The following is a 25,182-nucleotide window of genomic DNA, read 5'->3' as shown; positions in this document are numbered from 1 at the left end:
CAGACAATCAGCGGATGTCAGCGGTATAGCGAAAAGCGAAGGCATCGCCCCGGGTCAGCCGGTATTCGATGCAGGTGCCGCGCAGGTCGAAGGCGTGCCGGGTCACCACCGCGCAGGGGTGCGCATCCGGCAGTTCCAGCAATTCGGCCTCGTCATGCGCCAGCGTGCGGAAGGTGACCTCGTCGACCGCGCGGTGCACGGTGATGCCGCACTGGCTGCCGAGCAGCGGATACAGCAGGTCGCCCCATTCCCATACCGGCAACTGCTGCAGCGCTTCGCAACGCGGCAGCGGCAGCCAGATCGATTCCAGCAGGCGCGGCTTGTCGTCCAGCCAGCGGCGGCGCGTGATCGCCAGGCCGCGCGCTCCGGATGGCAGTTCGAAGCGCTCCGCCATGGCCTTGTCCAGGCGCACGGCGCGGCACGACAGGATTTCCGAGCGCGGCGCCTTGGCGTCACCGTCGGCGCCGCCGAAGCGGAAGAAACGCATCGGGCTGGCGCCGGTCAGGCCCTTGCGCACAAAGGTGCCCCGGCCCTGCACGCGTTCCAGCAGCCCTTCCTGCACCAGCACGGCGATCGCCTGTCGGATCGTTCCCAGCGCGATGCCGAATTCTTTCGCCAGGGCGCCCTCGGCGGGTATCGCCTCGCCCGGCGGCCAGTCGCCAGAAACAATGCGCGCCTGGAGCTGTGCGGCGATCTGGCCATACCGGCTCAGGCCGGCCGCGCTGGTGATTTTCTGAAGCAGGTCAATGTCCGCCATCGGTTGTCCGTCGGTCTGGAGCCGTGCTAAATTGTTGTCCATGTCCTCTAGAGGACTAGAATACTGACGCGGGCTTGCTTCCCCTATCCGGAATTACCCGCGGACACAGCAGGGCAGACAGATGAATCAACCCGAAACGCCGGTGGTGGACTGCCACTTCCATATCTTCGATGCCGGCCCGGCAGCGCCCTCCGCCCGCTACCGGCCCCCGTATGCCGCCACGCTGCCGGACTGGCGGCTGCTGGCCGGGGCGCTTGGCGATCCGTTCGGGGTGGTGGTGCAGACCAGCTTCCTCGGCACCGACAACTCCGCGCTGCTGGCGGCGCTGCGCGCCATGCCGGCGCGGCTGCGCGGCGTCGCGGTGGTCGATCCCGACGTATCCGATGCGGCATTGCGCGAACTGGACGACGCCGGCGTGCGCGGCATCCGGTTGAACCTCTATCGCGATCCCGGCTGGCAGCGCATCGGCACAGCGCCGTGGCGCGCATTGTTCGCACGTATCGCCGCGCTGGGCTGGCATGTCGAGCTCCATACCGACAACGGCGACGGCAGCGCGGTGCTGACCGCGCTGGATGGCGTACTGGGCGAGTCAGGCGTACCGGTGGTGCTCGACCATTTTGGCAGGCCGGGCGCGGCGGGCGTGGCGGACCCGGTGTTCAGCGTGGCCGCGGCGGTGCGAGCGCGTCGGCAGGTGTGGGTCAAGTTCAGCGCGCCATACCGGTTGGTGGCGCCGGGGGCGTGGCGCGAACTGGCGCAGCGCTGGCTGGAAGTGGCCGGTGCCGACCGGCTGCTTTGGGGCAGCGATTGGCCGTGGACCAATCATGAAGCCGGGGAGCGGGCGGGGGAGTGCGGGGAAACCAGCCGCTGGCCCGGAACCGCGCCGCCGGAGGCTTCGCTGAATGAAGCGCTGCGCTGGCGCAATGCCGCGGCGCTCTACGGGTTTGCGATCGCGCCAGGGACGGCGGACTAGCCCGCCGCCTTGCGCGGCCTGGCGCGGGTGGTCTTCTTCGCGCTGGTGGCCCGCACCGCTTCGTTCTCGGCCGGTGCGCCGCCGCGATGCAGTTGCTCCAGCCACGCCATCGCCTCGACATACGAGAAAAACTGCTCCAGGTAGCCTGGCGACACCTCATGCATCAGCGTCAGCGCACGATGCACGAGGTGGTCGGAATTGAGCGGTCCGGCATTGCCCGGCAACTGCGCCTGCGACTGCCGCAACTGCCGGCTCACGCTGACGCGCGACCACGTGTCGCGGAAATAGTCGACCAGTTCCGGCTCGGGTTCGGGACGCACGGCGCGCGCCGGTGCAGCGGCGCGCGGCGCAGGGGCGCTCGGTGCGGACGCGATCCCTGCAGCGCGCGCATTAGCCTTGATGTAGCCGACCAGTCCGGCAAGCGTGCCGATCGGATTTGCGGTGGCTTCCTGTTCGGTTTCTGCGGCCGTTTCGCGCCGCGCAGCGTCTTGCGCCACGGCTTCGCGGTAGCTGTCGACCAGCGCCGCCAGCCGCGCATCCAGCATCTGCCGCACCGCGCCGTCATGGCCGGCCGAGCGCCGCGCCAGCGCTTCGATCAGACGGAAGCGCACCGGGTCGACGCCGGCGGCATCGCTGTCGCGCCAGCCGTCGAGCTGCGCGCGTGCGCTTGCGGCGACGTCTTCAGTCACGCGGCTTCCCCGTCCCCATGGTTACGCGCGGCACCGGCGCGATTTCCACGCGCCGGTTCTTCGCGCGGCTCCCGGCATCGGTATTGGCGGTGACCGGCTGCTGCGAGCCGAAGCCCGCCGAGAACAGCGAAGCGGGCGGCACGCCGGCATCGATCAGCGCGCGCGTCACGGTCAGCGCGCGCTGCGCCGACAGCTCCCAGTTGTCGGCGAAGCGGCGGTTGCCCTCGCGTACCTGCTGGTCGTCGGTGAAGCCGCTGACCATCAGCATCTCGTCGCGCGTGCGCAGGTAGGCCGACAGCGGTGCGGCCAGGCTGCGCAACAGCTCGCGGCCCTCGGGCTGCAGCTGGTCGGAGTTCAAGGCAAAGAGCACGCTGCCGCTGATGCCGATGCGCCCGTTCACCAGCGTCACGCGCCCGGCGGCGAGCGGGCCGGCCAGCGCCTGCTCCAGCGTCTGGCGGCGCTGCGCTTCTTCCTGCCGCTGCCGCACCTCGTCCTCAAGCCGCGCCGACAGTTCGAGCTGCACGCCGATGACGCCCAGCAGCACCAGCACGAACGCGCCCAGCAGCACCGACATCAGGTCGCCGAAGACCGCCCAGGCCGGCACCGTCGGCTCGGCGCCGGCGTCGATGTAGTCGTCCTTCATGCCGCCTCTGCGCGCGGTGCCTGCCGGCCGCCCAGATGCTGCAGGTCTTCCAGGATCTGCTTCTGCGACAGCATGCTGAGGTCGACCACCTCGCGCGCCTGCGCCACGTAGTAGGCCAGCTGCTCATCGCTGCGCGCCATCGACTTGTCGAGCGCGGCCTCGATGCGCTGCAGCTGTTCGGAGAGCTTGTCGTTGGAGGCGCTGAACATCTGCACCGCCACGCCGAAGGCTTCGCCCAGGCTCGCCACCTCGACGGCGCTGCCGGTGACCTGCGCCGCGGCCTGCGCCAGGCGGCCGGTCTCGGACTCTACCTGCTCGGTGAAGCGGCCGCCGACGCGTTCCAGCAGCTCGGACGTGGTCGCGAGCAGCGTGTCGACCGCGGCGCGCTGGCCGGTGGAGGCGTGGTTCACGGCGTCGAGCAGCGTGCCCAGCGTTTCCAGCATGCGGCTGCGCTCTTCCAGCATGGCGTTGTCGCGGGCCATGCCTTCGGTGAGCTTCTGGCGCAGTTCGGCGATGACTTCGGCCGCGGCCCTGGGCGCTTCGGCGGACGCCTGCATCAGGCGCGCGACTTCGGCGATGGTGCTGCTGGCGTGCGCCTCGGCCTGCGCGGTGATGTCGCGCGCGGTCTGCGCCAGCGTGTCGCAGATTTCCTGCTGGCGGCTGGCGCTGTGGCTGCCGGCCTGTTCCCATTGCTGGCGCAGCGAGGCGGCCATGCTGTCGAGGTGGCCGGTCCAGGCGGCCAGGCGCTGTTCGTCGCGCGCGGCCAGCTCGGCCTGCAGCGCGGCGGCGGCCCTGGGCGCTTCTGCGGCGGCCTGCACCAGGCGCTCGATCTCGGCCAGCGTGCCGCTGGCGTGCGCCTGCGTTTCGGTGGAAATCGCTTGCGCGGTCTGCGCCAGTGCTGCGCAGATTTCCTGCTGGCGGGTGGCGGTCTGCGCGCCCGCCTGCTGCCATTCCTGGCGCAGCGTGGCGGCCATCGCGGCGAGGGCTTCGGTCCAGGCTGCGAGGCGTTGCTCGTCGCGCGCGCTCAGTTCGGTCTGCAGGGCCAGCGCGGCCTTCGGCGCGTCGGCGGCGGCCTGCACCAGACGCTCGATCTCTGCGATGGTGCCGCTGGCGTGGGCTTGCGCCTGCGCCGAGATGTCGCTGGCAGTCTGCGCCAGCGCGGCGCAGATTTCCTGCTGGCGGCTCGCGGCCTGTGCGCTCGCCTGTTCCCATTCCCCGCGCAGTCCGGCGGCCATGTTGCCAAGCGCGTCGGTCCAGGCTGCGAGGCGTTGTTCGTCGCGCGCGCTCAGCTCGGCCTGCATGGCCAGCGCGGCCTTGGGGGCGTCGGCGGCGGCCTGCACCAGCCGCTCGATCTCGGCGATGGTGCCGCTGGCATGCGCTTGCGCCTGCGCGGCGATCTCGCGCGCGGTCTGCGCCAGCGTCTCGCTGATTTCCTGCTGGCGGCTCGCGGCCTGCGCGCTGGCCTGGTCCCACTGCTGGCGCAGCGCCTCGGTCATGCTGCCGAGCGTGCCGGCCCACGCAGCCAGGCGCTGCTCGTCATGCGATGCCAGGCCCGCCTGCAGGTCGGCGTGCGACTGGCCCACGGTGCGCACCAGCGACGCTGCCTGCTGTTCGAATGCCGCCGTGGCGGCGGCCAGCGCCTGCTGGTTGTCGGCGGCGAGCTTCTCGCCGGTGCGGGCCTGCTGCGACAGGGCCTCGGTCCACGCCCGCGCGGTGCTGGCGGAGGTTGTTTCCAGCCGTGCCGCGACCTGCTCGACCAGGCCGGCCGAACGTTGCTCGAATGCCTGTGCAAAGCCGTCGAGCGCGCCGCGCAGTTCGCCCGTCAGGACTTCATTGCTGCGCTGCTGGCTGGCCAGCGCTTCGTTCCAGATCCCGGCGACGCCGGCGGTCGAGGTCTCGAAGCGTGCCGAGATGCCTTCGAGCTGCTGCTGCACGGACTGCGTGACGGCGTCGCGCATGGCGGCGGTCTCGCGCGCCAGGCCGGCCATGGTCGCTTCCACGGCCGGCTGGATCGCCGTGCCGGCGGCGCGCGCGCTGTCGGCAACGCTGTCTTTCAGCGATTGCCCGACCGCGGCGGCCAGCTGCGTGTACACCGTTTCGGTCTTGCCGTGGAAGGCTTCCTGGCTGGCCGCCAGGCGCTCCGCCATGGCCTGGTTCTGCTGCTCCATGGTCGCCATCATGGCCTGCAGCCGGTCGACCAGCGCCGGCATGGCATCGGCCTGGCGCTGCAGCAGCCGGAACGACTCGTCGCGCTGGTGGCTGCGGGAATAGGGGCGCAGCGTGGTGGCGATGCGCGCATCGAGCGCCTGCGCGGCCTGCACGCGTTCGCGCCGGCACAGGGCCGACAGCAGCCCCAGCATGGCCGACGTGGCCACGCCGGCCACCGAGGTGCCGAAGGCGAAGCCCAGCCCCTTCACCGGCGCCGCCAGCGACGCGCGGATCGCCTGCAGGTCGGTCGCGGTTTCCAGCGCCATGCCGGTGCCGCGCAGCGTCGACACCATGCCGAGGAACGTGCCGAGCATGCCCAGCAGCACCAGCAGGCCGACCAGGTACGGCGTCAGCGCCGGCCCCGGCAGCGCTACGCGCTCGCCCTCGACGCGCAGGCGCACCGCGTTGCGCAGTCCCGCGGGCAGGCGCTCCAGCCAGCCATCCAGGCTTGCCGGCGCTTCGGACAGCCCCTGCACCGCCTGCGCCAGCCCCAGCGTGCCCTGCCGGTAGCGCAGCAGCTCATGCGCGCCGGCCACGTAGCAGGCGCCGATCAGCAGCGTGACCGACAACGCCAGCGCATTCGAGCCGGCATAGCCTGCGGCGATCCAGCACACGGCCGCCAGGCCCGCCAGGAAAACAACAAGATGGAAGAAGTATCGGTTCATGGGGTCCTGGTCAGCTGCCGCGCAGCGCGGCGAGCAATCCTTCGACGGGTTGGAAGCGTATTTCCAGCTCGGCCAGCAATACGCTTTGCATATCCTTGCGAAACACGGCCAGCCACGCGCCGGGCGCGGCGGCCGGCTTTGTGGCGGCCTGGGCCTCGGCCAGCACCGCGGCTTCCGCCTGGCGCAAACGCTGGAAATGCCCTTCCAGCAGGGTCGGCACGCTGCCGAGCACGCTTTGCTCGCGCGCGCCCAGCACGCGCTCCATTACTGCATCGACCATGGCCAGCCGGGCCATGTCCGGCGCACGCGTCGACAACGCCGCCCGCAACCGCCCGCGCAAGGCGCCGATCGCGGTTTCCATGGACTGCTGCTGCGACACGTAGCGGTGGCGGTAGATGGCGAAGTCCACCTGCGCATCCACGGCCTCGGACGGTCGCCCCGGCCCGCGCCGGCGTGCGGCGAGGGCGTTGTCCCCCGCGATGGCGTCGCTCAGCGCCGCGCGCACGCGTGCGCACTCCTGCTCTTCGGCGGTGGCGCCGGAGGCACGTGCAGCGGCCGGCGCCGCGCCCGGCGCGGCTTTCAGCGCCGCCGACAACGCGATCGCATCCGGCCAGCCCAGCCATTGGCTCAGCTGGCCCGAAAGTGACGTTGCAGGAGGTGGGGCGTCGGCGTCGGTCAGGCGCGCCAGCAGCCGGACTAGCGTCGGACCGCTGAAACCTGTGCGCCGGGGCTCTTGGGACATACCGCCGGATTCAAAAAGCCAGCAGTTTACACGCCTCGGGGAGGCGGAAGGCAGTATCCGGGGGAGGGGAGCGGCGGCAACGGATGCCGCCGCGGGCGAGCCGTGCCGTTCAGCAAGTCCCGCGGTTCATGATTCCTGAACATGCCGCGGACATGAACCGCGCGGCACAGCCCTTCAACGCATCAGGCCGCCAGCTTCTGCAGCGACGCCACCGTGCGGACGCAGGCCTGCGCCGCCTCGCGGCCCTTGACCACGAAATGCTCGGCAAAGAAGCGATGGTGCTCGTCGTGCTCATGGAAGCTCTTCGGCGTCAGCACGGCCGAGAACACAGGGATCTCGGTGTCGAGCTGGACGCGCATCAGGCCGCTGATGACGGCATCGGCGACGAATTCATGCCGGTAGATGCCACCGTCGACGACAAAGCCGCTGGCGACGATGGCGGCGTACTTGCCGGACCTGGCAAGCCGTTGCGCATGCAGCGGGATTTCGAAGGCCCCGGGGACATCGTAGATGTCGATGGCATCCGCGGCGACGCCGAGCTTTGCCATTTCGACCACGAACGCGTCGCGCGCACGATGGACGATATCGGCATGCCATTGGGCATGGATGTAGGCAATGCGCTTGCCGTCGGGGAGGGAAAAGCCGGCCGCGGGTGCGGTGGCGCGCTGGAATGCAGAGACAGGCTGATTCATGGTGTTCCTGTACGGATGGAGTTGGCCAGAATCAGGGCGCACGAGACTTGCCCCCGTGAAGACGGGGGCATTTTTGCTCGCTCTCTTTCATCCGGACTATCACCGTCGGCTTCGGATTTGAACCGAATCTGCTGACCCCGGCATGTGGGCATGCCGGGCGCTCGCGGGCTTGTGCGTCAGACGCCTTCACCGCCGGTAGGGACTTTCACCCTGCCCTGAGAACGTTGCCGCGCTGTGCTTCGTTGTGCTTTCAACGCGGCGGGGGAATCATACCGCAGAGTAGCGTTCGGCGTGGGCGGACGCTTCCGTCAGCGGCGCGCAGCGGTCAGCGCCTGCACCGGCGCCACCGCCAGCGCCGCCAGCAGCCTGAGCGCCGCAACCTCCGCCGCCGACCAGATGGCGCGATCGGCCAGGTAGTTGAAGGTGCCGATCACCGGGCCCTCATAGCCCAGCGGCACATTGACCACCGCCGTGCACCCGAGCTTGCGGATCACCTGCACGTCATCGAACACCGCCGCCAGCGCTTCATCGCCCTCGCCGACAAAGACCTCACCGCGCTCCAGCAATTGCCGGCGCCACGGGCTGTCGCCCTTGGTCTTGTGCCCGCCGACCGGATAGGCGGCGGTGTCGGATGACCACAGACGTTCGATCCGCGCCGTCTCCGCATGCCAGGCATTGATCGTCAGCAGGCCGGGGCCGAGCGTGCGCAGCGTGGCTGCGCCGATCGCGTCGAGCGCCGCGGCGGGGCCGCGCGCCTGCCGCAGCGCGTCGCACAGCAGGTTGACCTGCGCGATCAGCGAGCCGGCGTCTTCCAGCGGTGCGCCGGCTTGCGGGGCCGGGTGCGTTGCCTGGCTCACTTCATTCCCCCTGGATGCCCAGCTCGCGGATCAGCTTGCCGTAGCGGTCGGCATCGCGGCGCAGGATGGTGGCGAACTGCTGCGGCGTGGAGGTCGCGGTTTCAACGCCGATGGCGTTCATCTTGGCTTTCACTTCAGGCAGCGCCATCACGGCGTTGATCTCGCGATTGAGCCGTGCCGTCAGCTCGGCGGGCATGTCCTTCGGCCCGAAGGCGCCATACCAGACTGCCAGCTCATAGCCGGGCAGGGTCTCGGCCACGGTCGGCACGTTGGGCAGCAGCGGCGAGCGCTTGCTCTCGGTCACGGCCAGCAGGCGCAGCTTGCCTGCCTTGACGTGCGGCAGCGTCTGCGTGCCCGCCGAGAACAGCAGCTGGGTCTGCCCGGCCACGGTATCGACCACCGCCGGCGCGCCGCCCTTGTACGGCACGTGCAGCATCCGGATGCCGGCCATCTTCTCGAACAGCACCGCGCTGAGGTGGTTGGTGGAGCCCGGACCCGCGCTGGCGTAGGCGAGCTTGCCCGGATTGGCCTTGGCGTAGGCCACCAGCTCCTTCACGTTCTGCGCCGGCACCGAGGGGTGGACCACCATGGTGTTGGTCACGTAAGCCAGCAGGCCCAGCGGCGTGAAGTCATCCACGCCGCGGAACGGCATGTTGGCCATCAGCGCCGGGTTCATGGCGTGGGTGCTCATCGAGCCCACCAGCAGCGTGTAGCCGTCCGGCCTGGCGCGCGCCACCATGGCCGAGCCGATGTTGCCGGACGCGCCCGGCTTGTTGTCGACGATCACCGGCTGGCCGAGCGAGCGCGTCAGGTGCTCGGACAGCACGCGCGCCAGGATATCGGTCGAGCCGCCGGCGGCCCAGGGCACGATCAGCGTGATCGGCTTCTGCGGCCAGGCTTCGCTGGCGCCGGCCGGGGCCGCCAGGCACATCGCCAGCGCGGCCACGCCGCCCAGCAGGGTTTTCAGTACTGCGCGCATTTTCCTTCCTCCTTGGGACTGGCGCGGACCTGGTGCGGTCCGCTGTCATGATTTGAATCGTCAGCGACCCACTGCGTAGCCCTGCATGCCGCGCGGATTGGCGCCGGCGCGCAGCACCAGCCGCCCGCGCCCGTCGCGTTCGCGCGAGCATGCCGACATGCGGCCTTCTGACCAGGGTTCGCCCACGCGGACTTCGTGCCCGCGTTCGCGCAGCGCCGCCAGCGTTGCCGCCGGGAAGCGCGATTCCACGCTGATGCGGTTGAGCACGGTCTGGCGCGGCCAGAACGAGCCCGGGAAATGGTCGATATGCCACGCGGGTGCATCGATTGCTTCCTGCAGGTTCATGCCATGCACCGCATGGCGCAGGAAGAATGCCAGCGACCACTGGTCCTGCTGGTCGCCGCCCGGGGTGCCGAACACCATATACGGCTCGCCGTCGCGCAGCGCCAGCGACGGCGACAGCGTGGTGCAGGGGCGCTTGCCGGGGGCCAGCGTGTTGGGCAGGCCGGGCTCCAGCCAGGTCATCTGCAGGCGGGTATTGAGCGCGAAGCCGAGCGCCGGGATGGTCGGGCTCGACGAGAGCCAGCCGCCCGACGGGGTGGCCGCGACCATGTTGCCGTGGCGGTCGATCACGTCGATATGGCAGGTGTCGCCGACAAAGAGCTCGCGTTCGGCCCATTCGGCTACCGGCGGCAGCTCGGCGAAGGTCGGCTCGCCCACGCCGAAGCGCACGTCGGCTTGCCGCAGCGTGCGCTCGGCGACACCCAGGTCGGGCAGGCGCGGCGCCATGCGATCGAGCGTGCCGGGATCGATCGCCAGCGCCGCGCGCTCGCCGATGCGCTGCGCGCGCGCGGCCAGGTAGCCGTCGTCGAGCAATGTGGCAAGCGGGCTCTGCGTGAAGCGGGGATCGCCGTACCAGGCCAGGCGATCGGCCATCGCCAGCTTGGTGGCTTCGGCAATGCGGTGCACGAATTCGGGCGAATCGGGCGCATGCTGCGCCAGCCCGGCGTGGCGCAGCATGCCGAGCTGCTGCAGGAACACCGGACCCTGGCTCCAGATGCCGCACTTGGCCACCGTGTAGCGGCCGAAGTCGAGCGTGACCGGATCCTCTTCCCCGGGTCTCCAGCCGGCCATGTCGTCGTAGCGCAGCAGGCCGGTGTGCTTGTCGCCGGTGGTGTCGCGCACCGGCGTGTTGCGGCAGTAGGCGTCGATTTCCTCGGCGACGAAGCCGCGGTACCAGCAATCCAGCGCGGCGTCGATCTGGCCGGTGCGGCTGTCGCTGCGGCGCTGGGCATCCTCGACGATGCGGGTGTAGGTATCGGCCAGCGCCGGCAACGTGTGCAGGCTGCCCGGGCGCGGCACCTTGCCGTCCGGCAGCCAGGTGGCCGCCGAGCTGTGCCATTCGTCGCGGAACAGCGCCTGCACCGCCAGGATCGCGCGCGAGATGCGCGGCACCAGCGGGAAGCCGTCGCGCGCGTAGCCGATGGCGGGCGCCAGCACATCGGCCAGCGACCACGTGCCGTGATCGCGCAGCATCGTCAGCCACGCGCCGAAGGCGCCGGGAACGGCGGCGGGCACCAGCCCGATGCCCGGCATCAGCTCCAGGCCCTGCGCGCGCAACGCGGCGGGATCGGCAAGCGCCGGTGCCGGGCCCTGTCCGCACAGGGTGCGCATGCGGCGCTCGCGCTCGCTCCAGAACAGGATCGGTACTTCGCCCCCGGGGCCGTTCAGGTGCGGCTCGACCACCTGCAGCACGAAGCCGGCCGCCGCCGCGGCATCGAAGGCATTGCCGCCGCGTTCGAGCACGCCCATGGCGGTTTGCGTGGCCAGCCAGTGGGTGGAGGCGGCAACGCCAAAGGTGCCGACGATTTCGGGGCGGGTAGTGAACATGGGTTGCAACTCCGGTGATGCGAGCCAGTATAGGATTGTGGAATAACCGCGAGAGTCTGATTGGTTATCGTTGCATTACCATTTGGTAATACGACATTAGCGCCCCCGTTGCAGGATTCCTGTGCCCATAGCCGCCTCCGACAAGCTGGTCCACAACCTCGTCTCCCGCCTGCGCCTCAGGCACCTGCCGCTGCTGCTGGCGCTGGAGCGCCAGCGCTCGGTGTCGCGCGTGGCGGCCGAGCTGAACCTGTCGCAGCCCGCCGTCACCAAGACCCTGCGCGAGATCGAGGACATCTTCATGGTGCCGCTGTTCACCCGCAGCCGGCGCGGCCTGGAGCCCACGCCCACGGGCCGCGCGGTGCTGGCGCATGCGCGGCTGACGCTGGCGGATACCGATGCGCTGGGGCGCGAGCTGGCGGCGATCGGCGCCGGCATGTCGGGGCGGCTGCGCATCGGCGTGATCCCGTTCATCAGCCGCACCGTGCTCGATGCGGCCTGCAGCTTCGGCCTGACCCAGTCGCCGCGGGTTTCGGTGCTGGTGCGCGAGGGCACCACCGACGAGCTGGTGGCGGCGCTGCGCGAACATGAGCTGGATTGCGTGGTGGCGCGGACCTTCTACGCGCCCGGAGCGGACATCGCCCAGCAGCCGCTCTACCGCGAAGAGCCCGCGCTGGTGGTGCCCGCCGCGGCCGCCGGCCGGCTCGGACGCGGGCCGCTCGACTGGCGCCGGCTGGCCGAGCGCGACTGGATCCTGCCGCCGCCGAACACGCCGATCCGGCGCACCATCAACACCATCTTCGCGGTGGCCGGCGTGGCGCAGCCGGTGCCGATCGTCGAGACCTACTCGATCAAGACCATGGCCACGCTGCTGCGCAACCACGCGGCGGCTATCACCATCGTGCCGCGCGCGGTGGCTGCCGAGCTGGTCGAAGGCGGGGGCGCGGCGGCCTTGCCGCATGCGCTGAGCTGGGACTTGCCGCCGGTGGGGGTGATGTGGCGGCGGCAGGCGCTGGAGGACGATGTGGTGGTATCGCTGGTGGCGGCGTTGGGGAAATTGCGGTGGGAGGAGGGATAGGGCGCCAGGACTGCGCAGTCATCAGAGCTTGCTTCCGCCCCTCGCATACGCTCTCCTCTCCCTCGCGCGGGATAGGGGAGCAAACCGCTGGCGGTCATGGCGCGTGCGCGCTCATAATCAGCCTCGCATCCCCAACCAACCCAACCCGGAGCCATACCCATGCGACTCATCGGCATGCTCGATTCCCCCTACGTGCGCCGTGCCGCCATCACGCTGCGCCTGCTGGGATTGCCGTTCACCCACGAATCCATCTCCGTGTTCCGCACCTTCGACCAGTTCCGCGCCATCAACCCGGTGGTCAAGGCGCCGTCGCTGGTGTGCGACAACGGCGTGGTGCTGATGGACTCGACGCTGATCATCGACTACGCGGAAGCGCTGGCGGGCCGCAGCCTGATGCCGGCGTCGCTGGAAGAGCGCCAGCGCGCGCTGCGCACCATCGGCCTGGCGCTGGCGGCCAGCGAGAAGGCCGTGCAGCACGTGTACGAGCACAACCTGCGGCCGGCGGAGAAGGTGCACCAGCCGTGGGTGGAGCGCGTCGACGGCCAGCGCGCCAGTGCCTTTGCCCTGCTGGAAGACGAGATCGCGCGCATGCCCGTGCCGGCCGATGAGGCGGCCGTGAGCCAGGCCACGCTGACCGCCGGCGTGGTGTGGACCTTCACCCAGGCGCTGCTCCCCGGTCACGTCGACCGCGCGGCGCACCCGGCGCTGGCGGCGCTCGCGGCGCAGCTCGAAAGCTTTCCTGCGTTCAGCGCGCTGCCCCACGCATGACAGCCCGGGGGATCGCGGTCGCGATGGGTGGCAATGGATCGGTCGTGGTTCATGGTGTTCCGGCACGTGCAGGTGCTGCCTCGCGTGTTCGGGGTAGACCTGCTCGCGCGCGGGCGCAGCGAGGAAGCCTCGCAGGCGATGCGCGAGCACCTGCAGCACACGCTCAACGCGCTGGCGCAGATCAGCCGGCTGCTGGAGCCGTAGCCGATCGGTTCAGAGGCTGGTTCAGCAGGTCCAGCGCCACGTCCACGATCATGTCTTCCTGCCCGCCCACCATGCGGCGGCGGCCCAGCTCGACCAGCACGTCGACGGTCTTCAGGCCATAGCGTGCCGCGGCAGCTTCGCTGTGGCGCAGGAAGCTGGAATACACCCCCGCATATCCCAGCGCCAGCGTCTCGCGATCGACCCGCACCGGGCGGTCCTGCAGCGGGCGCACCAGGTCATCGGCGGCATCCATCAGCCGGTACAGGTCGGTGCCGTGATGCCAGCCCATGCGCTCGGCGGCGGCGACAAACACTTCCAGCGGTGCATTGCCCGCGCCCGCGCCCATGCCGGCCAGGCTGGCGTCGATGCGGTCGCAGCCTTCCTCCACCGCGACGATGCTATTGGCCACGCCCAGGCTCAGGTTGTGGTGCGCATGCATGCCGGTCAGCGTTTCGGGCTTGAGCACGTCCTTGAACGCGCGGAAGCGGTCGCGCACGCCGTCCATGGTCAGTGCGCCGCCGGAGTCGACCACGTAGCAGCAGGTCGCGCCGTAGCTCTCCATCAGCTTGGCCTGCTGCGCCAGCTGCTGCGGCGTGGTCATGTGGCTCATCATCAGGAAGCCGACCGCTTCCATGCCCAGCTCGCGCGCCGCCTCGATATGCTGGCGCGAGATATCGGCCTCGGTGCAGTGCGTGGCCACGCGCACGATGCGCGCGCCGGCCTGGTAGGCGTCCTTGAGGTCGTGCACGGTGCCGATGCCGGGCAGCAGCAGCGTCGCGATCCTGGCGTGGCTGACCACGTCGGCAACGGCCTCGATCCACTCCAGGTCGGTATGCGCGCCGAAGCCGTAGTTGAAGCTGGAGCCCTGCAGCCCGTCGCCGTGCGCGACTTCGATCGAATCGACGCCGGCCTGATCGAGCGCGGCGGCAATCTGGCGGACCTGCGCCACGCTGTACTGGTGGCGGATGGCGTGGCTGCCGTCGCGCAGCGTCACGTCGGAAATATAGAGTTTCTTGTCGATGCTCATGGCGTGGTTCCGGTTCAGGCGGCAGCGGACTCGGCCAGCATGGCTTCGGCCATGCTTTCGGCGGTGTTCAGCGCGGCGCTGGTCATGATGTCCAGGTTGCCCGCGTAGGCGGGCAGGTAGTGCGCGGCGCCCTCGACTTCGAGGAAAACCGTGGTCTTCAGGCCGGCGAGTCGGCCCAGCCCCGGGATATTGAGCGGCGCCTCCGCGGGGATTTCCTCGAACTGCACCGCCTGCTTGAGTCGGTAGCCCGGCACGTAGCGCTGCACGTCGGCGGCCATGCGCGCCACCGATTCGGCAATGGCATCCTGGTCGGCCGGCTCGCTCAGGCAGTACACGGTGTCGCGCATGATCAGCGGCGGCTCGGCCGGGTTCAGCACGATGATGGCCTTGCCGCGGCGCGCGCCGCCCACCTGCTCGATGGCGCGCGAGGTGGTTTCGGTAAATTCGTCGATATTGGCGCGCGTGCCGGGGCCGGCGCTCTTGCTGGAGATGCTGGCGACGATCTCCGCGTAGTGGACCGGCGCCACGCGCGATACCGCCGCCACCATCGGGATGGTGGCCTGGCCGCCGCAGGTGACCATGTTGACGTTGGGCGCGTCGAGGTGCGCGGCGCCGTTGACCACCGGGATGCAGTACGGGCCGATCGCCGCCGGGGTCAGGTCGACCATGCGCAGCGCCGGGCGCAGCGCGCGCAGGAACGCATCGTTCTTCACGTGCGCGCCGGCGCTGGTGGCATCGAACACGATGTCGATGTCGCCGAACACCGGCAGCCGGGCCAGCCCTTCCACGCCTTCATGCGTGGTGGCAACGCCCATGCGGGCCGCGCGGGCCAGGCCGTCGGAGGCGGGGTCGATGCCGACCATCGCGCCCATCTCGACATGCCGGCCATGCCGCAGGATCTTGATCATCAGGTCGGTGCCGATATTGCCCGAGCCGATGATGGCGGCTTTGAGCTTGCGCGTCATAGGGATTCTCCTTGGATGGGTTACTCGACGCTGGCGCCGCTGGCCTTGACCAGCGGGGTCCAGCGCGTGCTTTCGCTGGCGAGGAAGGTGCCGAACTGCTGCGGGCTCATCGGCATGGGATCGAGGCCCTGGTCGGCGAAGCGCCTGGCCACTTCCGGGGCCTTGAGCGCCTTCAGCGCGGATTCATTGAGCCGCGCGACCACCGCGTCGGGGGTGCCGCTGCGCACCACCATGCCGAACCACACGCCGGCATCCAGGCCGGGCACGCCCAGCTCGGCCAGCGTGCGCACGTCGGGCAGGCTGGGGGAGCGCTTGCTTGAAGCGATCGCCAGGGCCTTGACCTTGCCGCCCTTGATCAGCGGCGAGGTGGTGATGACCGGGTCGAACATCATGTCGACCTGGCCCGCCATCACGTCCTGCAGCGCGGGGGCCGAGCCCTTGTAGGCGACATGGGTGAACTTGCCGCCGGTCTTGTCGCCGAACAGGCCGCCGAGCAGGTGCCCGATCGAGCCGATGCCCTGCGAAGCGTAGTTGACCCCGTCCGCGCGCGACTTCGCCAGCGCGACCAGGTCCTTCACGGAGCCGGCCGGGCTGTTCTGCGGCACCACCAGCACCAGCGGCGAGGCGGCCAGCGCCGTCACCGGCTTGAAGTCCTTGAGCGGGTCGTATGAGAAGTTGCGGTACAGGCCCGGGTTGATCGCGAACATCTCGGTGGCCGCGACGAACACCATGTGGCCATCCGGCTCGGCGCGCTTGACCGCCAGCGCGGCGATCTGCCCGCCGCCGCCGGGGCGGTTCTCGACGATCACCGGCTTGCCGAGGTCGCTCTGCATCTGCTGCGCGACCTGGCGCGCGATCATGTCGGTGATGCCGCCCGCCGGGAACGGGACCACGATGGTGACGGGGCGGTTGGGGAAGGCGGGCGCCTGCGCCGTGGCCGCGCCGGCGCTGCCGACCAGGGCGGCGCCGATGGCGAAGGGGGCGAGCAGCCTGGCAATCAGGCGATGCATGCGATGGGGGCGTTGCATGGTTGTCTCCGTTTCTCTGTCGTTATGGGTTCAAAGCTTCGGCAGTCATGTCAGCTGTCGGCGAACTTCGCGCGCACGGTGCCGACGCCGGTGATATGCGCTGCATAGGTCTTGCCGGCCTGCACCGGCACCATCGGCCCCAGCGCCCCGGTCAGCACCAGGTCGCCGGCGCGCAGCGGGTCGCGCAGGCTGGCCAGCTTGCGCGCCAGCCACACCGCGGCGTTGAGCGGATGGCCCAGGCAGGCGGCGCCGCTGCCGTGCGAGACGCGTTCGTCGCCGCACCGCATTTCCATCTCCACCGCTTTCAGGTCGAGGCCAGCCAGGGGCACCGGAACTGCGCCGATTACCACCAGCCCGCCGGAGGCGTTGTCGGCCACCGTGTCGACATACGAGATGTCCCAGTTGGCGATGCGGCTGCCGACCACCTCGATCGCCGGCAGCACGTAGTCCACCGCGCCCAGCACGTCGAGCACGGTGGCATCGGCCACGTCGAGGTCGCGGCGCAGCACCAGCGCCACTTCGGCCTCGGCCTTGGGCTGCAGCGTGCGCGCCATCGGGATCGGCTCGTCGTCGCCGTAGACCATGTCGGCGAACAACGTGCCGAAGTCGGGCTGGTCAACGCCCAACTGGCGCTGCACCGCGGGCGAAGTCAGGCCGATCTTGCGGCCGATCACGCGGCGGCCGCCGGCTTGCCAGACGGCGACGTTGGCGCGTTGCACGGCGTAGGCGGTGGCCGCGTCGTCCGTGGCGATCTCGCCGCGCAGCGGCGCTACCGGTGTGCGCGTTCGCTCGGCTTCGCGCAGGCGTGCGGCGAGGGCGAGGATGGTTTCCTGGTCTGGCATGGCTGTGTCCTTGAGAAGTGTCAGTGATGTGCGGGCGCGGCGTGCATCAGCGCGAAGCCGGCAATCCATTCCGGGATCGGGCGGTAGTAGTCCAGTTCGGCGCGATAGGCGCCGCTCGCAGCGAGTGCGGCAAAGGCGGCGATCCACGTGCGCACCTCATGGGCCGACTTGCCGGCGTCACGCGTGATGCCGTCGTTGGTCATGCCGTCGACGCGGGCCAGTTCGCCGCTTGCGAGCAGCGCCAGCAACGCGCGGTCCCAGTCGGGGTTGAGCGCATGCAGGTGGCTGTCGCCGCCGGCAAAGGCGCGCGCGGCGGCCACGGTGCGCTCCTGCCGCGCCTGGCGCGAAGCCGGCGGCGGGTTGCGCCCCGCGATCAGGCGTTCCGCCACTTCCGCGCTGGCGCCGGCAATCTCCGGCACCGGCGGCTCGTGCGAGATGCCGCCGGAGCCGACCACCAGCACGCGCTTGCCCAGCCCCGACAGGTAGCGGCCGATGGCATCGCCCAGCAGCCGCGCGCGGCGGCAGCTTGCCATCGGCGGCGCGACCGAGTTGATGAACACCGGGATCACAGGGTAGCGGTCGAGCGCGCCGGTCAGCACTTCCAGCGCCTGCGCGCAGCCGTGGTCGACCTGCATGCGGTACGACACCGCCACGTCGAGGTCCTGCGCCATCACCGCTTCGGCCAGGCCCAGCGCCACGTCCTGCGGCACGTCGAGCGGACCGGCGAGGCTGTTGAAGTCGCCGATGGCGCTGGCCGCCACGCCGACGCAAAACGGCGGCATTACGTCATAGAAGAAGCCGTTGTAGTGGTCGGGCGCGAACACCACCACCAGCTCGGGATCGAAGGCTTCCACGCGGGCGCGCGCGGCGGCCTGCAGGCGCTCGACCTCGGCCACGATTGCCGGCGCCGGGTCGTAGTAACCGTGCAGCGGCGTATGCGACAGGCATTCGAGATGAACCGGCATGTCAGGCTCCCGCGGCAAGCTGCCGGACGGCGGCGGCCTGCGCCTCGTACGAAGGCGCGGCGGCACGGGCGGCGGCGCGCGTATCGGTTTCCCCGGCCTCCTCGGCCGCCGGCGTGCGCAAGGCCAGCTTGCGCGCCAGCGCCACCACCGAATCCGAGACCTGCTGCGGCGAGCACATGCCCGCGACAAAGCGGTCGGGCCGCAGCAGTACCACCGAGCCGGGCTGGTTGCCGAACCAGTCCTTGAGGCGGTTATGCACGTCGCCCACGGCGATCACGCCAGCGGGCACGTCGTCGCGGTAGTCGAGCTGCGGATCCGGCTTGGCCAGCACGAACACCCCGCCGAGCTGGCGCCACACCGCGCGCGCCTGCGCCGTCAGGCCGAAGGTGGGATCGGTGCCCCAGCCGAGGATGGCGAAGCGGTTGCCAATCACATCGTCGAGGCGCTCGACGTTATTGGCTTCGGTGCGCACCAGCGGCTGGATGAACATGCGGCCCACCGGCGAGTTGCCCGCGGGGTCGCGGCCATGCACCAGCCGGCCGACCAGCGATTCGCGCTTCTCGCTCATCAGGCCCAGCAGTCGGCCCAGCGCGGAGTTGCCGGATCGCGCCAGGCAGCGGGCCAGCAGGCCGGGATGCGCGCGGCGCTGGCCTTCGGGCAGGAGCACGACGCCTTGCTCGTAGCGCGGCATCGGCTTGAAGCGCATCTCGACGAAGTACTGCTTGACCGCGGGGAAGCGGTTCAGCACCCTGGTCAGCCCGTCGCGCAGCGCCGAGCCCGCGCGGCTGGCAGGCGCGAAGATATCGCCGGCCACCTCCGACAGGTGGATCATCGAACGCGCATGGGCGCGGCGCTCGGCCGTATAGGTGTCGAGCAGCGCATCGCCGGCCTGGCCCTTGACCACCATCGCCAGCTTCCAGCCCAGGTTGCTGGCGTCGCGCATGCCGCTGTTGTAGCCCTGGCCCTGCCACACCGGCATGATGTGCGCGGCATCGCCCGCCAGCAGCACGCGGCCGGCACGGAAGTCGCGCGCCAGGCGTGCATTGTGGGTATAGACGCGCTTGCGGATGTAGTCGACCTTGTCCGGGTCGGCCACCACCTTGCGAATCAGCGCGGCCATGTTCTCGGGGCGCGACAGTTCTTCCTCGGTCTCGCCGGGCATGACCATGAACTCGAAGCGGCGGATGCCGTGCGGCAGCGCGGCCGACACATAGGGCCGCTCGGGGTCGCAGTGCATGTAGATGTGCGGCGTGCCGATCGGGTCGTTGCGCACGTCCACCACGATCCACTGGTTGGGCTTGGTGCGGCCTTCGAACGGCATGTCGAGCGCGCGGCGCACCAGGCTGTTGCCGCCGTCGGCACCGACCATATAGGCGGCACGGAGGCGCACCGGCCGGCCGGCTTCGTCGGCGGCTTCGATCTGCACGCCTTGCTCGTCATGCGTGAACGACGCCACGCCGTGGCCCAGCAGCGTGCGCACATGCGGGAAGCGCCGCAGGCCTTCGAACAGGATGCGGTCGGCCAGCGGCTGGATGAAGGCATTACGGCGCGGCCAGCCGAACTCGTCGGTGCGCGGCTCGATCGACGCAAAGCAGCGCCCGCCCGCGGTGACGAAGCGCATCCAGTGGTGGGGCGTGGTGTGCGGCAGCAGCGTCTGCGCCAGGCCGACCGACTGGAATACGCGCAGCGCTTCGTCGTCGAGGCCGATGGCACGCGGGTAGTCGATGATCTGCGCGAGCTTTTCCACCAGCACCACGCTGACGCCCTGCAGGCCGAGGATATTGGCGATCATCAGGCCGACCGGCCCGGCACCGACGATGGCGACATCGCAATCGACAGTGTCAGGACGAGCGTCGCCGCCCGCCATGGCGATGGCGTGGGTCATGTCTGTCTCCGTTATGTGTTGTGGGTGTCCGGGCGCGGCCCGGACCGTCAGGGATGTGCGCAGCCCAGTCGTCAGGGATGCGCGCAGCGCATCAGACCGCGGTGGCCTCGGGCACCGGCTTGCCGAGCAGGAAGTTCAGGTGGATGCGGTTGAAGGTGTCGGCATCCTCGAACTGCGGCCAGTGGCCGCAGCCATCCATCACCGTGAACAGCGCGCCGGGAATCATGGTGGCGATGCGCCGGCCTTCCGACACATCGGCGGTGGGATCGTCGGAGGTCCACAGCACCAGCGTCGGCGCCTGGATGCGGCCATAGTCGCCGGCGCGCAGGATGTTGCGCTGGCGCGTCTCCATGTCCTGCAGCACCATGTTGCCGCGCTGCGCCTCGACCATGCCGGGCTGCGCATAGATCGCCTGGCGCGTGGCGACGAGGTCGTCGAAGACCTTGGACTTGTCGGCCATCAGCCATTCCACGCGCGCCTTGATGAAGTCCCAGCTCGGGTCTTCGACCGCGCGCATCGACAACGTCTTCAGGCGTTCCATCACCACGGGGTCGGCCTGCGAGCCGCCGGCGGTGTTCAGTACCAGGCGCTCGACACGACCGGGATGGTCGATCGCCAGCTGCGAGGCGACCCAGCCGCCCAGCGATTCGCCGCTGAACGAGGCGCGTTCGATGTCGAGCGCATCGAGCACGCGGATCACGTGGTCGACATAGGCAGACACCTCGCGCGGGCCATCGGGCTTGTCGGTCCAGCCGTGGCCGATCATGTCGATGGCCCAGACGTCGAAGTGTTCGGCATGCGCCTTCAGGTTGCGCACATAGGCTTCGGCGTGGCCGCCGACGCCGTGCAGCAGGATCAGCGCGGGCTTGCTGCGGTCGCCGGCGTGCAGGTAGCGTGTCTGGATGCCGCCGGCATCGAGCCAGCCCTGGGTGAAGCTGACGCCGCGCAGGTCGGCCCAGATGCTCTGGAACGGCTTGGCGGCAGTGGGGGAAGTATTGAGGGCGGTGGCCGGGACGGCTTGCGTCGACATTCGGTTGTCTCCAGGTTCTGTGCAGGGTGCCTGCATTCGGGGGGCTTGCTTTGAACGGAAGTCTAGAGACCGCATTGCTCGCGGCAAAAAAAATGTGCAAACTGTGCAAGGAGTGCACAACGTTGATTTAAAAGGATTTTTTATGGCGCTGGAACGGGATGCCATTTACGCCAATGTCAGGGGGCTGACGCGTGGCCTGGATGTGCTGCGGGCGCTAAACCGCATGGAAAGCGGGCGCGCGACGGCCCAGCAACTCGCGCAGGAGACGGGGCTGCATCGCACCACCGTACGGCGCCTGCTGGAGACGCTGGTGGCGCAGGGCTTCGTTCGTCGCAGCGAGTCGGACGACACCTTCCGCCTGACGCTGCAGGTGCGCGCGCTCAGCGAAGGCTTCACCGACGACGAATGGATCTCCACCACCGCCGCGCCGCTGATGGGCGAACTGCTGCAGCAAGTGGTATGGCCCTCCGACCTGACCACCCCCGACGGCGACGCGATGATCATCCGCGAGACCACGCACCGCTTCAGCCCGCTGTCGTTCCACCGCGCCATGGTGGGGCGGCGGCTGCCGATGCTGCTGACGGCGTCGGGGCGCGCCTACTTTGCCAACTGCACCGAGGCCGAGCAGGAGAGCATCGTCGCGATGCTGCGCTCAGGTGCCGGGGGCGAGCACCAGGCCGCGCTCGCCAGCGATGCGCAGTTCGTGCAGAACCTGGTGAAGCGTGTGCGGCAGGATGGCTTCAGCACCAATCACGGCGACTGGAGCGAGCAGCGCAACATCAGCGCCATTGCCGTGCCGCTGCGCGCGGGGGAACGCGTGCTCGGAAGCCTGAACGTGGTCTACCTGTCGCGCGCGCTCAAGCCGGCTGAGGCGGAGGCGAAGTTTGTGGCGCCGCTGGCCAGCATTGCCGGCAAGATTGCGGCGGGTATGGAAGGGGGATGAACGGGCTGGCGCCGCAGCGGGGATCCTTGGGGAAAAACATTATTTGACGACATATCAAAATATGTCGATTATTGGCGCAGTCTCAAATAATGTGGACTTGGATTGGCATGTGTCGGTGTTTTTCTTGTTGTGGACTTCGGCTTGGCATCAATGGCTACCAGATGCCAGCCGCAAGCCACAACAAGTCCACCAGATGCCCAACCGAAGGCACACAACCCCGCACCCCCCACAGGTTTACCATTATTTGACACGCTATCAAATAAATTCTACATTATTGAGACGGTGGCATTTACCACCCCACAAGGAGACCCCGTGACCGACCAAGACAAGCCACAAGTAACCGCAGGCATGCGCGGCGCTTCGTGGGACACCCGCCTGATGTCCCGTCCGTACCAGATGGTCCCCTATGCACTCGCCACAGCCGACGGCCAGCGCACGCTAGGCTTCCTCTTCACGGTCACCGGCAAAGAAAAAACCGTCGTCTCCCTGATGCATCCCCGCGAAATGGCCATCACCCACTACCTGGTGCCATTCGTGCTGGACGCCGGCTGCGCCTGCTGGGTCCAGGGCCCGCGCTCGATCGGCAATGATCTGCGTCTGGAGCACGAACTTGCATTGCTCGACGTCGCCGCCGGCATGACCCACTTGCGCGAGCTGGGCTACGAGCGCATCGTGCTGCTAGGCAACTCCGGCGGCGCGGGGCTGTATGCCTTCTATAACCAGCAGTCGCAAGCCGCCCCCGACCAGCGCATCGCCCGCACGCCAGGCGGCCGCCCGACCAGCCTGGCCGAAGCGCAGATGCCAGTGGTCGACGGCATGATCCTGGTCTCGCCGCACCCCGGCCAGGGCAAGCTGCTGATGAGCGGCCTCGACCCCTCCGTGGTCGACGAGAACGACCCCATGCAAACCGACCCGTCGCTCGACCCGTTCTCCGCCGCCAACGGCTTCGATGCCGCCGCAGGCCGCGGCAGCTATGCGCCGGACTTCATTGAGCGCTATCGGGCAGCGCAGGAAAAGCGTGTGGCCCGCATCGACACCCGCGCTCGTGCGCTTCTCACGGCGAAGCATGAAGCAAGGCAGCGCATCAAGGCCGGCAGCGGTACCGAAGCCGACCGCCGCGTTGCGGCGCATGCCCCCATCTTCCAGGTCTGGCGCACCGATGCCGACCTGCGCTCGTGGGACATCTCGCTTGATCCTTCCGACCGCAAGACCGGCTCGCTGTGGGGCAAGGACCCGTTCGTGTCGAACTGGGGCAGCGTCGGCTTTGGCCGCGTGGTCACGCCGGAGTCATGGCTGTCGACGTGGTCCGGGCTGTCGTCCAATGCCGCGCTGGACAAGACCCTCGATGCGCTGCATCAGCCCACGCTGCTGCTCGAATACACCGGTGACCAGTGCACCTTTCCGGCTGACATCGAAGCGATCTACCAACAGATCCCAGGCGCGCGCAAGCAGCACCTGCGCGTGCGCGGCAATCACCACGGCATGGCGCTGAGCCGGGACGAGGAGCCGGGCCAGCGCATCGCCGGCCGCCATATCGTTGCCTGGCTGCGCGAGAACATGAACTAGCCGGCAAGCATCCACCAGGGCCAGCGCGCACGTCGCCCCCCGACATCCACGCACGCGGCTCCGACCATCGACAACAAAGGGTAGAGACACATGCTGCAGAATCACACCGTCCGTCCGCCGCAACTGCTGGAGGGCGTCAGGTATCCGGACGAAGACCGCCTGCGCCGCTATGTCGCTGAAGGCGTGCTGACCGGCGAAACCCTCGCGGGCGCCTTCCGTGAATCGTTCGAACGCCATGCCGACCGCCTGGCGCTGGTGGGCCCCGAAGGAGAGCTGACCTATCGCCAGCTCGACGAGCAGACCGAACGCCTGGCCGCCGCGCTGCTGGCGCTCGGACTGAAGCCGCTGGACCGCGCCGTGTTCCAGTGCGGCAACTGCAACGAACTGCTGCTGGCGTTCTTCGCCTGCCTGAAGGCCGGCATCATCCCGCTGTGCTCGCTGCAGGCGTTCCGCAAGCTGGAGATCGGCTACCTGGGCAACCTGTGTGAAGCGCGGCTGCACCTGGTGCAGGGCGACGATCCGAAGTTCGACGATGTGGCTTTCGCCGAAGAGATGCAGGCCGAGGTGCCGAGCTTGGCCCACATCCTGCAGGCGCGCGGCGAGCGTGGTGGCAAGGCAGTGCTGCTGGCCGACCTGATCCAGCAGATGCCGCTGGCGCGGGCGCGCGAGCTGCTCGCCGGCGTGCGGCACGATCCCTTCCAGGTTGCCGTGTTCCAGCTTTCCGGCGGCTCTACCGGCGTACCCAAGATCATCCCGCGCTTCCAGAACGAGTACCTGTACAACATGCGCGCGGTGGCCGCGTGCAACGGCTACACGCAGGAAGACGTGCTGTTCTTCCCCACGCCGTACATGCACAACCTCAACATGGGCTGCTTCTTCGGCCCGTTCCTGCTGACCGGCGCCACCGTCACCGTGACGCCCGACATCGGCGAGGAAAACCTGCAGCGGCTGGTGCGCGACTACCGCCCGACCTGGTTCGGCGTGGCGGGGCCGATCCTGACGCGGATCTCGCCGGAGCTGGCCAAGGCGGGCGTGGCCGAGCGCGCGCGGCGCAACTTCGTCGCGCCCAAGAACGCGGCAGGGCTGACGCGGCTGACCGGCTCGCCGACGCACCATATCTTCGGCATGACCGAGGGCGTGATCATGTTCGCGCGCCGCGACGATCCGCAGGAGATCCGCGATACCTCGGTCGGCAGCCCGGTGTCCGAGCATGACGAGGTGAAGATCGTCCATCCCGGCACCGAGGACCCGGTGCCCGACGGCGAGGCCGGCGAGGCGCTGTTCCGCGGCCCGTACACGATCCGCGGCTACTACAAGTCCGAGAAGGAAGACGTGACGCGCTTTACCGCCGACGGCTTCTACCGCTCCGGCGACCTGATGTCGTCGCGCGTGGTCGACGGACGCCGCTACTACTTCTTCTGCGGCCGCATCAAGGACGTGGTCGACCGCGGTGGCGAGAAGATCAATGCGGAAGAGCTGGAAAACGTGATCAACCTGCATCCGGCGGTGCTTGCCTGCGCCGTGGTGGGCATGCCCGACCGCATCTACGGCGAGCGCGTGTGCGCGTTCATCGTGCCCAAGCCGCCGGCTACCAGCCTGTCGCTGCCGCAGCTGACCGAGTACCTGCAGCAGGCGGGCCTGGCCAAGTTCAAGTGGCCAGAGCGCGTGGAAGTGATCGGCGAATTCCCGCTGACCGCATCCGGCAAGCTCAGCAAGGCGCTGCTGCGCCAGCAGATCACCCAGACGCTCGAGGCCGAGGCGGCCCGTGGCAACACCAACGAAGGGAAGTGAG

23 protein-coding genes and 1 riboswitch are annotated in these 25,182 nt (G+C 69.3%); of the genes, 7 read left to right on the top strand and 16 right to left on the bottom strand.

Going from position 1 to position 25,182, the window contains the following annotated elements; all coding sequences use genetic code 11:
- Positions 1-7: 7 nt before the first annotated feature.
- Positions 8-757, bottom strand: coding sequence for a GntR family transcriptional regulator (locus tag E1J61_RS06840; protein WP_133093374.1), 750 nt, complete (start codon positions 755-757; stop codon positions 8-10).
- Positions 758-878: 121 nt separating this feature from the next.
- Here E1J61_RS06840 and E1J61_RS06835 point away from each other — a divergent pair, with 121 nt between their 5' ends.
- Positions 879-1,727: an amidohydrolase gene (locus E1J61_RS06835; RefSeq protein ID WP_133093373.1), complete on the top strand. Its 849-nt coding sequence runs from the start codon at positions 879-881 to the stop codon at positions 1,725-1,727.
- Here E1J61_RS06835 and E1J61_RS06830 read toward each other — a convergent pair.
- The 8 genes from E1J61_RS06830 to E1J61_RS06795 all read right to left on the bottom strand — a co-directional run bounded on the left by E1J61_RS06830 (position 1,724) and on the right by E1J61_RS06795 (position 11,092).
- Positions 1,724-2,416: a DUF2894 domain-containing protein gene (locus E1J61_RS06830; protein WP_133093372.1), complete on the bottom strand. Its 693-nt coding sequence runs from the start codon at positions 2,414-2,416 to the stop codon at positions 1,724-1,726. The genes E1J61_RS06835 and E1J61_RS06830 overlap by 4 nt on opposite strands.
- Positions 2,409-3,059 carry an OmpA family protein gene (locus E1J61_RS06825; protein ID WP_133093371.1) on the bottom strand — a complete coding sequence of 217 codons (651 nt, stop codon included), beginning with the start codon at positions 3,057-3,059 and terminating at the stop codon, positions 2,409-2,411. The genes E1J61_RS06830 and E1J61_RS06825 overlap by 8 nt, the downstream gene beginning before the upstream one ends.
- The gene (locus E1J61_RS06820) at positions 3,056-5,932 is read right to left on the bottom strand and encodes a DUF802 domain-containing protein (protein ID WP_133093370.1); all 2,877 of its coding nucleotides are present in this window, start codon (positions 5,930-5,932) and stop codon (positions 3,056-3,058) included. The genes E1J61_RS06825 and E1J61_RS06820 overlap by 4 nt, the downstream gene beginning before the upstream one ends.
- A 10-nt stretch (positions 5,933-5,942) precedes the next feature.
- On the bottom strand, positions 5,943-6,674 hold the full coding sequence (locus E1J61_RS06815; protein ID WP_133093369.1) for a DUF3348 domain-containing protein: 732 nt from the start codon (positions 6,672-6,674) through the stop codon (positions 5,943-5,945).
- 182 nt (positions 6,675-6,856) lie between these two features.
- Positions 6,857-7,366, bottom strand: a complete 510-nt coding sequence (locus E1J61_RS06810) for a 6,7-dimethyl-8-ribityllumazine synthase (RefSeq protein WP_133093368.1) — start codon at positions 7,364-7,366, stop codon at positions 6,857-6,859.
- 75 nt (positions 7,367-7,441) lie between these two features.
- Positions 7,442-7,593: riboswitch (FMN riboswitch) on the bottom strand.
- An 81-nt stretch (positions 7,594-7,674) separates the two neighbouring features.
- Entirely contained in the window at positions 7,675-8,223 is a 549-nt protein-coding gene (locus E1J61_RS06805) for a GAF domain-containing protein (protein WP_371703074.1), read from the bottom strand.
- A 1-nt stretch (position 8,224) separates the two neighbouring features.
- On the bottom strand, positions 8,225-9,202 hold the full coding sequence (locus tag E1J61_RS06800; RefSeq protein ID WP_133093367.1) for a tripartite tricarboxylate transporter substrate binding protein: 978 nt from the start codon (positions 9,200-9,202) through the stop codon (positions 8,225-8,227).
- A gap of 60 nt (positions 9,203-9,262) precedes the next feature.
- Positions 9,263-11,092, bottom strand: a complete 1,830-nt coding sequence (locus tag E1J61_RS06795; RefSeq protein WP_133093366.1) for a gamma-glutamyltransferase family protein — start codon at positions 11,090-11,092, stop codon at positions 9,263-9,265.
- A 121-nt stretch (positions 11,093-11,213) separates the two neighbouring features.
- On the opposite strand from E1J61_RS06795, the gene E1J61_RS06790 reads away from it, so the two are divergent.
- The 3 genes from E1J61_RS06790 to E1J61_RS38790 all read left to right on the top strand — a co-directional run bounded on the left by E1J61_RS06790 (position 11,214) and on the right by E1J61_RS38790 (position 13,139).
- Positions 11,214-12,167 (top strand): LysR substrate-binding domain-containing protein, encoded by a 954-nt coding sequence (locus tag E1J61_RS06790; protein WP_133093365.1) that lies wholly within the window; start codon positions 11,214-11,216, stop codon positions 12,165-12,167.
- Between the two features lie 159 nt (positions 12,168-12,326).
- Positions 12,327-12,935, top strand: coding sequence for a glutathione S-transferase (locus tag E1J61_RS06785; RefSeq protein ID WP_133093364.1), 609 nt, complete (start codon positions 12,327-12,329; stop codon positions 12,933-12,935).
- Positions 12,936-12,968: 33 nt separating this feature from the next.
- Positions 12,969-13,139, top strand: a complete 171-nt coding sequence (locus tag E1J61_RS38790; protein WP_165971440.1) for a hypothetical protein — start codon at positions 12,969-12,971, stop codon at positions 13,137-13,139.
- Here the strand turns inward: E1J61_RS38790 and dmpG are convergent.
- From dmpG to E1J61_RS06750, 7 genes are all read right to left on the bottom strand, one after another.
- Complete coding sequence (dmpG, locus tag E1J61_RS06780; RefSeq protein WP_165971439.1) at positions 13,117-14,166, bottom strand: 4-hydroxy-2-oxovalerate aldolase; 1,050 nt, start codon at positions 14,164-14,166, stop codon at positions 13,117-13,119. The two genes, E1J61_RS38790 and dmpG, sit on opposite strands and share 23 nt — an antisense overlap.
- Positions 14,167-14,180: 14 nt before the next feature.
- On the bottom strand, positions 14,181-15,131 hold the full coding sequence (locus E1J61_RS06775) for an acetaldehyde dehydrogenase (acetylating) (RefSeq protein WP_133093363.1): 951 nt from the start codon (positions 15,129-15,131) through the stop codon (positions 14,181-14,183).
- A 20-nt stretch (positions 15,132-15,151) separates the two neighbouring features.
- A complete protein-coding gene (locus E1J61_RS06770) occupies positions 15,152-16,159 on the bottom strand; it encodes a tripartite tricarboxylate transporter substrate binding protein (RefSeq protein ID WP_243736811.1) in 1,008 nt (335 codons plus the stop codon).
- A 50-nt stretch (positions 16,160-16,209) separates the two neighbouring features.
- Entirely contained in the window at positions 16,210-17,001 is a 792-nt protein-coding gene (gene mhpD, locus E1J61_RS06765; RefSeq protein WP_133093362.1) for a 2-keto-4-pentenoate hydratase, read from the bottom strand.
- A gap of 20 nt (positions 17,002-17,021) precedes the next feature.
- Complete coding sequence (locus E1J61_RS06760; protein WP_133093361.1) at positions 17,022-17,966, bottom strand: 3-carboxyethylcatechol 2,3-dioxygenase; 945 nt, start codon at positions 17,964-17,966, stop codon at positions 17,022-17,024.
- A 1-nt stretch (position 17,967) separates the two neighbouring features.
- On the bottom strand, positions 17,968-19,851 hold the full coding sequence (locus E1J61_RS06755) for a bifunctional 3-(3-hydroxy-phenyl)propionate/3-hydroxycinnamic acid hydroxylase (protein ID WP_133093360.1): 1,884 nt from the start codon (positions 19,849-19,851) through the stop codon (positions 17,968-17,970).
- 91 nt (positions 19,852-19,942) lie between these two features.
- Positions 19,943-20,881, bottom strand: coding sequence for an alpha/beta fold hydrolase (locus E1J61_RS06750; RefSeq protein WP_133093359.1), 939 nt, complete (start codon positions 20,879-20,881; stop codon positions 19,943-19,945).
- A 142-nt stretch (positions 20,882-21,023) separates the two neighbouring features.
- Between E1J61_RS06750 and E1J61_RS06745 the strand changes: the two genes are divergently transcribed.
- The 3 genes from E1J61_RS06745 (at position 21,024) to E1J61_RS06735 (ending at position 25,181) form a co-directional block, all read left to right on the top strand.
- Positions 21,024-21,824 (top strand): DNA-binding transcriptional regulator, encoded by an 801-nt coding sequence (locus E1J61_RS06745; protein WP_133093358.1) that lies wholly within the window; start codon positions 21,024-21,026, stop codon positions 21,822-21,824.
- Positions 21,825-22,136: 312 nt separating this feature from the next.
- Positions 22,137-23,390, top strand: a complete 1,254-nt coding sequence (locus E1J61_RS37350; RefSeq protein ID WP_207951186.1) for an alpha/beta hydrolase — start codon at positions 22,137-22,139, stop codon at positions 23,388-23,390.
- 90 nt (positions 23,391-23,480) lie between these two features.
- Positions 23,481-25,181, top strand: coding sequence for an AMP-binding protein (locus tag E1J61_RS06735; protein ID WP_133093357.1), 1,701 nt, complete (start codon positions 23,481-23,483; stop codon positions 25,179-25,181).
- The last annotated feature ends 1 nt before the right edge of the window (position 25,182 follow it).

The organism is Cupriavidus sp. L7L (assembly GCF_004353535.1).
Classification (GTDB): Bacteria; Pseudomonadota; Gammaproteobacteria; order Burkholderiales; family Burkholderiaceae; genus Cupriavidus; species Cupriavidus oxalaticus_A.
Note: the sequence above shows the minus strand (reverse complement) of the source record. Positions and strands in the feature narration are given on the sequence as shown.